At 62.0% G+C, this 6,245-nt stretch carries 7 protein-coding genes; 2 read left to right on the top strand and 5 right to left on the bottom strand.

The genetic code is table 11. The features are described 5' to 3' along the window. The first annotated feature begins 233 nt into the window (after window positions 1-233). On the top strand, window positions 234-671 hold the full coding sequence (locus ACTHJF_RS05195) for a hypothetical protein (protein WP_440266177.1): 438 nt from the start codon (window positions 234-236) through the stop codon (window positions 669-671). Window positions 672-752: 81 nt separating this feature from the next. On the opposite strand, the gene ACTHJF_RS05190 is transcribed toward ACTHJF_RS05195, so the two are convergent. The 5 genes from ACTHJF_RS05190 to ACTHJF_RS05170 form a co-directional block, all read right to left on the bottom strand. Next, window positions 753-1,388 (bottom strand): hypothetical protein, encoded by a 636-nt coding sequence (locus tag ACTHJF_RS05190; RefSeq protein ID WP_440266176.1) that lies wholly within the window; start codon window positions 1,386-1,388, stop codon window positions 753-755. A gap of 121 nt (window positions 1,389-1,509) precedes the next feature. Beyond that, the gene (locus tag ACTHJF_RS05185) at window positions 1,510-3,087 is read right to left on the bottom strand and encodes an asparagine synthase-related protein (protein WP_440266175.1); all 1,578 of its coding nucleotides are present in this window, start codon (window positions 3,085-3,087) and stop codon (window positions 1,510-1,512) included. Between the two features lie 84 nt (window positions 3,088-3,171). Next, window positions 3,172-3,327 (bottom strand): hypothetical protein, encoded by a 156-nt coding sequence (locus ACTHJF_RS05180; protein ID WP_440266174.1) that lies wholly within the window; start codon window positions 3,325-3,327, stop codon window positions 3,172-3,174. Window positions 3,328-3,850: 523 nt separating this feature from the next. Beyond that, window positions 3,851-4,141, bottom strand: a complete 291-nt coding sequence (locus tag ACTHJF_RS05175) for a hypothetical protein (RefSeq protein ID WP_440266173.1) — start codon at window positions 4,139-4,141, stop codon at window positions 3,851-3,853. Between the two features lie 442 nt (window positions 4,142-4,583). Continuing rightward, window positions 4,584-5,048: a GNAT family N-acetyltransferase gene (locus ACTHJF_RS05170; protein ID WP_440266172.1), complete on the bottom strand. Its 465-nt coding sequence runs from the start codon at window positions 5,046-5,048 to the stop codon at window positions 4,584-4,586. 256 nt (window positions 5,049-5,304) lie between these two features. Here ACTHJF_RS05170 and ACTHJF_RS05165 point away from each other — a divergent pair, with 256 nt between their 5' ends. Further along, window positions 5,305-6,192 carry an AraC family transcriptional regulator gene (locus ACTHJF_RS05165; RefSeq protein ID WP_440255466.1) on the top strand — a complete coding sequence of 296 codons (888 nt, stop codon included), beginning with the start codon at window positions 5,305-5,307 and terminating at the stop codon, window positions 6,190-6,192. The last annotated feature ends 53 nt before the right edge of the window (window positions 6,193-6,245 follow it).

Here is a 6,245-nt window from a genome sequence, read left to right as displayed (position 1 = left end):
GTTGCCCATCTCCGGGTGGCCGGGGGCCGCCCCTCCCCGCCCGCCCCCCCCGGGCGGCCCCCGCCGGCGTGGGCCGGTGGGGCCGCCCCGCTTCGTTACATTTAAAGGGGGGCGCGGCCCATTGAGCCAGGTCGGTCGTCTGGCAGAGATGGTCCTCTGCATGGCTTAATTAGCCCCGTCCCTTTTCTCGGCAAGGACGCGCCGCTCGCTCAGCGGCACTCACAGGGGAAACCATGGATATCGAAGCTCGCCGCCCATCCCGCCATGTGCTTTGGTGGGTGTACTCGGCCTATCTCGTGTTGGCTCTTTTCGCGGGCGGGTACTTGATGATCGTGCTTGGCCGCTACCCCGTGATAGGCGGGATTTCCACGGTGATGGATGCGATCGGCCTGTGCGGTTACTACGGCTTTCTCAGGTACAAGCCTCTGCTTACACAGCGGTTCTGGATCGGTTTCGTCACGCTGTACGTGACCAAGCTCGCCGTGGCGCTGGCCTTGCTGGCGTCCCTCGCGCTGGAGATCAACTGGGATGGCAGCCTCACCAGCCGTATCGTGCTCATGGACTTCGTCGGCATCGTGTTGGGCGCGCCATTTCTGGTGGCTATCGTCAATTACGCATTTGATGGCAAGAGAATATGGATGGTTCGGGGCAGCACTCCGAGCCCTGCATGAGCGCTCAGTGCCGGCTGGTAATGGCCTCTTTCACCGGATGCTCTGGCAGCCGATGAGCGGAGCAGGGCGGCGATTCGTCGCTCAGGGGCCTGCCAACGATTTCTTCAGCAGCGCGTCGTACAGCTCCAGGCGCCATCGCACGCTTATCTGCAACAAGCTCAGCCAATAGAAGAGCATGAGGCCGCTGATCAAAAGCACTTCCGGCCAGCTCGGATGCGGCGGCCAGTGCATGTCCTTGAACTGCAGAAAGAGGGCGCCGAGCAGGGGCAGCACGCCGAGGCTCTCCATGCTGCCGGTCAACAGCGGGAGCTTGTTGCGGAATCGTTCGAGACGGAAACCGACAAAGGTGGCCATCGCCTGCCGCTGCTCGCGGGGATACTGCCCGATCCACGCCACCATGGCCTGGTGGTGCGGGAGGTCGTGATCGAGCATCTCGGCAAATTCCCGCCGCTCGCGGGCAGGGTGCATGGTGGGCAACGTGGCAGTCATTGCTACCGCGAAGGCGCCCATCTCCACCGCTATCAGCGCCGCGGCGATCACTACCGCGGTCGTGTTGCCGGGAAACACTTTGAGTAGCAGCAGCGCTGACACCGCTGCGGCCATGGCGATGGCGCTGGCCCAGCCGACGCGACCACCAGGATGGGCGCTAGCCGGATGCTCGGGCAGTGACTCGATGCGCGCGTCCAGGCTGCTGAAGGTGAGTGGTTGGGAATCCATGCCAGTGCTGCTCCGTGGGGCCGGCCGTCACCCTACCGAAAAATTCCGGGGGCCGCTGGCCTTTGGTCTGTACCGACCCTGCGTGATTTTCGCCGAACCGCTGCGCCTACAGCGAGTGATGCTAGCCACTCACCTGCCGAACAAATCGTTCTAGCCACAGAAATGCGACAAGCGGGGCCGTTGCCGCGTCCTCTTTCTTGGTGGCCACCGTGTCCAACAGCGCAAGGGCCGCTCGCTGATCCACCAGTCCGAGATCAGCCAGCGCGCAGTTCTGCAGTTGATGCGTGATGTTCTTCACTTGCCGCGAAATCAACTCGGGGAGTACGCGCGCAAAGGTTTCCTTGACGTAGTGGACGGGAAATACGTCCTCCCCCAGCCGGGCATGAAGATAACGCCGCATGATGCTTCGGCCGTGCCGGTCGTTTCTTGGGAGTCGATGGCAAAAGGCGACCAGGCCAGGATCGCTCAAGAAGTTGACTGGCCATAAGCCATGGCGAAGCAGGTGGGGTGCCTGGCACATGCCGGCGAGCAAGGCGGAGATCGGTACTGGCCCGGCTGGCGCATCGAACCCGTTCAACGAGCGTGATGCAGCCAGGGCGCGAGGCGTAAGCAACCTGTGGGCATGCTCTCTGGCTTGAGCCACGATACTCAGCCCCTGTTTGCTTTCCCCTTGCGTGGTTTCGTCTCTATAGCTCGGGAAAAGCTCATCCCCACCAACCCCGGTGAAGAGAAACGCACACCCCTGTGCCCGCGCAGAACCCCACAGGGTATCGAAAGCTTCCAGATAGAGTTCCGCATGGGGATACTCCGTCCGTTGCGCCGTCGGCCGCAGATCCAGGCTGGGTGGGTAGGCATCGATATCTACCGTTTCATCGCGCAAGCGGATGCGTTCAGCAATGCGGCGTCGCCGAGCCACTTGCGCATGGCGTTGCTCACCGCTCAATAGAATGCCGCGGCTCGCTACTGGCCCATGTAGCGCGGTCACTGCACTGGCAACCGTGGCTGAGTCCATGCCGCCACTCAATTCCACAGCTATCTTCGCTGCCTCCAGAGGGCGCTGCGATATGGCACGACGCAACAGTTCGTCGAACCTTGCCAACGCTTCTTCTTCTTGCAAAAGCATGGACGGTGAAGCCGGTTCGACCGCTGCCGGGTATTGATATCTCGCCTTTCCCGGCTCGACGAAGAGCGATGCCCGCTCAGTCAGCATCATGATTCCGGCACAGATGTGTTGCGCCGAATAGTTGTTCCCCAGGCCCAGGAAGCGGCTGGCAACCTCCCAATTGATCGCCAGTGGCGCCCTTATGAAATCTGCAAGGTCCCAGGAAATGACAAGCCGATCGGCCGTTACATGGCAATAAACCGGTGCGGAGCCAAAAACACCGGATCGCACTCTCACTCGGTTACCTTCTTTGGCAACCTCGACCATCACGTATTCGAGCGGCCACAGAAGGCAGGCCCGATAAAGCTGGTCGAACTGCTCTGCGTCGAGAACTTCGGTGGTCTGCATCGCGGGTGAGCCAGCCGCTGCCAAGCGTTCTCGCACGATCACGAACCATTGGCCTTGCGTGCGAACCAGCAGAGTTTCGAGCGCCGTATGGAGGTAGGGTCGAATTCGACTCTGTCCCAACGCGATGGCACCATCCACCCATTGCACGTCGCTCGAAAGATCAGACAACGCAATCTCGGCCTTGAGCATCAACGACTCCTGTCACGAAAACGCCGCCCCATTTGTGAGGCGGCGATAGATCATTCACACCTTTTCAAACGAAAAGATCCAGCCTTAGCCGTCGAGGCCGTTCCAGTACCAGCGCGCATCCTGAGGAAAGCCCATCGGCTTCATATCGCAGGCACCGGCCGCTGCGTTTTTCTGCATGGGCGCGTCCAGCTGGATCCCGTAGGGATTCGACGCATCGCTGTTCGCTTCAATATTCTGCATGGTCGTACTCCTTTTTTTGCGACTAGGCCGCCAACCCGGCGGCCTTTCGAGGCTAGCAATCAAAAAAATGAATTTGAGTGAGGTATTTCTCATTTTTTTGTAGGAAAAGGGAGTATGGCGGCGCCCCACTTTGCGTCGCGCGACGGCTGCAGCGTCGGATGCCGGTGCAACTGCCGCGCTCGGGTAAGCAGGTGCAAGCCCGTCCCGCACCCTCCTCGGTCGCGCCCCGTGGCAGTCCCGCCGCCAGCATTCGATCTCGGTGCGCGCGTGCAGCGGGTTGGGACCCCGGGGCTTTGAGGCATTCGTCCGCGGGCGGCGGTTGAACGATTCCAGTTGAAGGGGCGAGGCTGATTGAATCCGTACGTTGTCTGGCAGGGGCGGCTTCGATCGACGCAATGAGCCACGTCGCGTTTTGCGTCGGTGCCTGCTGCGCATGGTTCACCGGCCGTGCTTGGTGCGTTCGACCGACTCGCGAAAGAAAAGCCCCGCAGTTGCGGGGCTTTTCTTCAGCACGACGATCGATTCAGCGCGGCGAGACAGCTGCGATGAGTCGCGTCCCTTCCTGCTTGCCCTGGAAGGGGTTTTTCACCGGAAACCGGGTCGGCTTGCCGAAGGGTATGGCGGAAACGAACGCCGGACAGTAGCGCAGACACACCGCATAGCGCGTGTCGCAATCCGTCGCGCCCGAGGCCACGCAAGCCTGATAGGCCGGCACGCAGGTGTTGCAGTCCGGTAGCGCGTGGGCGGTCGTCGACAGTCCGAAGGAGGCCAGTGCAACTACGGCCAAGCCAGCTAAGTTGATACGAAAATCCATCTTGCATTCTCCTTGAGAGCTCCTTCATTGGAGCCCTTCTAGGGTGCTGCACGGGCTTGATCGCTTTTTGCGACGAAGATCACCAAAGCAGGGCGACTTGGGATGGCCTGCTGCGATCCCCGGGCTTTCTGGCGCCGCACTCACCGGGATGGGTGACGTCAGCTATCGCGACACGGATGCGTGGCGCGGCATTCTCTGCGACAGCGACAGCGACAGCGAGAGCCTGCGGCGGATGAGGCCGCCGATCGTGGTGTGGCCCGGCGTACGAGGGGAGTATGCCATTTGCTTCTTGGCGTCTGCGCGGCCAGTGAGAGAGGCCCCCTTCAGCCAGCGGCATCACTGCCGGTGCCGACAGCATGAGCATCCGCTGTTGATTCGATATCTGCGCTGCCCGATCACGGTCAATGTGGCGTCGCTCTGAACCGCCAGGTGCTCAGATCTTCTAGTGAACCACCTCAAGCGTTCGGCGGTGCGTCGCCGTGCCACCCGCCGGAAGCGGTGCGTAGCCCAGCGCCTCGTAGAACCGAGCTGCGGCCGCCGTGTCGGTTCGTAGCACCAGCGCGCGATACGTTTTCGCCGCCTGTGTTTCAAGGGTCCTTACGAGACGACGACCCACACCCATGCCTCGCCACGTGGGGAGCACGTACACGCGTCGGAGTCGTCCGAGCCCTTGCTCCTGGGTGTACGGATCGGCTGAAAACCCGCCTATGGCTACCAGCCGCCCGGACGCATAGCCCCCCAGCAGGCCTGCTCCCTGTCCTTCGTACTGCTCGGGATGGTTCGCCAACTCTGTCACGAGCCGATCGATGAACTTGAACCCCTCGTCGGTACTGGCGGCAAGAAGGTCCTTGAGCGTGCCATCGCTACCCTTGCCGAAGGGCCGATACTCCACGGGAGTTGAAGTCATATGGCGGACCTCGGGTTCTGTGCGCATGCAACTGCAGTTAAACGGCAGGTGGCGGATGAAGTTCGGTTGTCGTCTGGCTGAAAAGGATTGGGGTTCGCCTTTCCGCGCGTCGGTGCAAGGACGCATGCATCGTTTTCGTGCGAACTAAGGCCACCCGGCCAGGGCTGTCGATTCGTGAGCCTCTCAGACCCGCAAGATCGGTCGAGCGCCGGTTCACCTCGGTCGGCAACATGGAGGCTCCACGGAGAAACGGACGATGAAGGCAACGGTTCGCAATTATCACGCGCGAATGCAGCGTGTGCTGGACTACATCGATCGGCACCTTGACGAGGATCTGGATCTGGAGGCGGTCAGCCATGTCGCCGCCTTCTCGAAGTTTCATTTCCATCGCCAGTTTGTGGCGACCTTCGGATTGTCGCTGCATCGCTATGTGCAGCTGGCCCGCATGAAACATGCATCGCGCCGGCTGGCGTGGAACGACGCGGAGAGCGTCACCGACATTGCGATGGATGCTGGCTACGAGGCACCCGACGCGTTCGCTCGCGCTTTTCGCCAGCGGTTCGGGCAGTCGCCTTCGTCGTTTCGCAAGTCGCCCGACTGGGCGCCGTGGATAGCCGCCTTCGGGCCTCTGGACAACGCGAGGAACAAGCTCATGCAGATTATCTTTGGCCGCGACGACGTGACGATCCGTGATGTGCCCCCGATGCCGGTGGCGATGATCGAGCATCGAGGCGATCGGGCGATGCTTGGCACGACGATCGAGCGATTCAAGACCTGGTGCAAGGCCAGGGGCCTGTCGCCCGAAAGCGGGCGACCGAGCTTGATGGTGTTTCGATCCGAGCGGTGCCCGGCCAATCCGGCCGACTACAGCATGGATCTGTGTGTGGGCACTGATCAGCCGGTCGAGACGAATGACCAGGGGATGCGGGCCGGCGTGATCCCAGGCGGACGCTGCGCGGTGCTGCGCTATCCCGGCAACACCAATGATCTGGAGCCCGCCGCGCTGTACCTCTACCGCGACTGGCTGCCGGACAGCGGGGAGGAGGTGCGCGACTTTCCGATCTATTGCCAGCGGCGGCTCGCCCTCGCGCCGGATGCGTCGACGCCCGAAGTCTTTGTGGAGTTGTTCCTGCCGCTGAAGTAGCGCGTCGCGGTGTCAGAACAGGGGGCAGACTTTCTGGGAAAGCGCGCTCTGCC

It is taken from the genome of Dyella sp., assembly GCF_051962475.1.
Classification (GTDB): domain Bacteria; phylum Pseudomonadota; class Gammaproteobacteria; order Xanthomonadales; family Rhodanobacteraceae; genus Dyella_A.
The sequence above is the reverse complement of the archived record's forward strand: the minus strand, read 5'-3'. Positions and strand labels throughout refer to the sequence as shown.

Coding starts and splice junctions, on each gene's coding strand:
- ACTHJF_RS05195 (WP_440266177.1), top strand. CDS start 234: ATGGATATCGAAGCTCGCCGCCCATCCCGCCATGTGCTTTGGTGGGTG.
- ACTHJF_RS05190 (WP_440266176.1), bottom strand. CDS start 1,388: ATGGATTCCCAACCACTCACCTTCAGCAGCCTGGACGCGCGCATCGAG.
- ACTHJF_RS05185 (WP_440266175.1), bottom strand. CDS start 3,087: ATGCTCAAGGCCGAGATTGCGTTGTCTGATCTTTCGAGCGACGTGCAA.
- ACTHJF_RS05180 (WP_440266174.1), bottom strand. CDS start 3,327: ATGCAGAATATTGAAGCGAACAGCGATGCGTCGAATCCCTACGGGATC.
- ACTHJF_RS05175 (WP_440266173.1), bottom strand. CDS start 4,141: ATGGATTTTCGTATCAACTTAGCTGGCTTGGCCGTAGTTGCACTGGCC.
- ACTHJF_RS05170 (WP_440266172.1), bottom strand. CDS start 5,048: ATGACTTCAACTCCCGTGGAGTATCGGCCCTTCGGCAAGGGTAGCGAT.
- ACTHJF_RS05165 (WP_440255466.1), top strand. CDS start 5,305: ATGAAGGCAACGGTTCGCAATTATCACGCGCGAATGCAGCGTGTGCTG.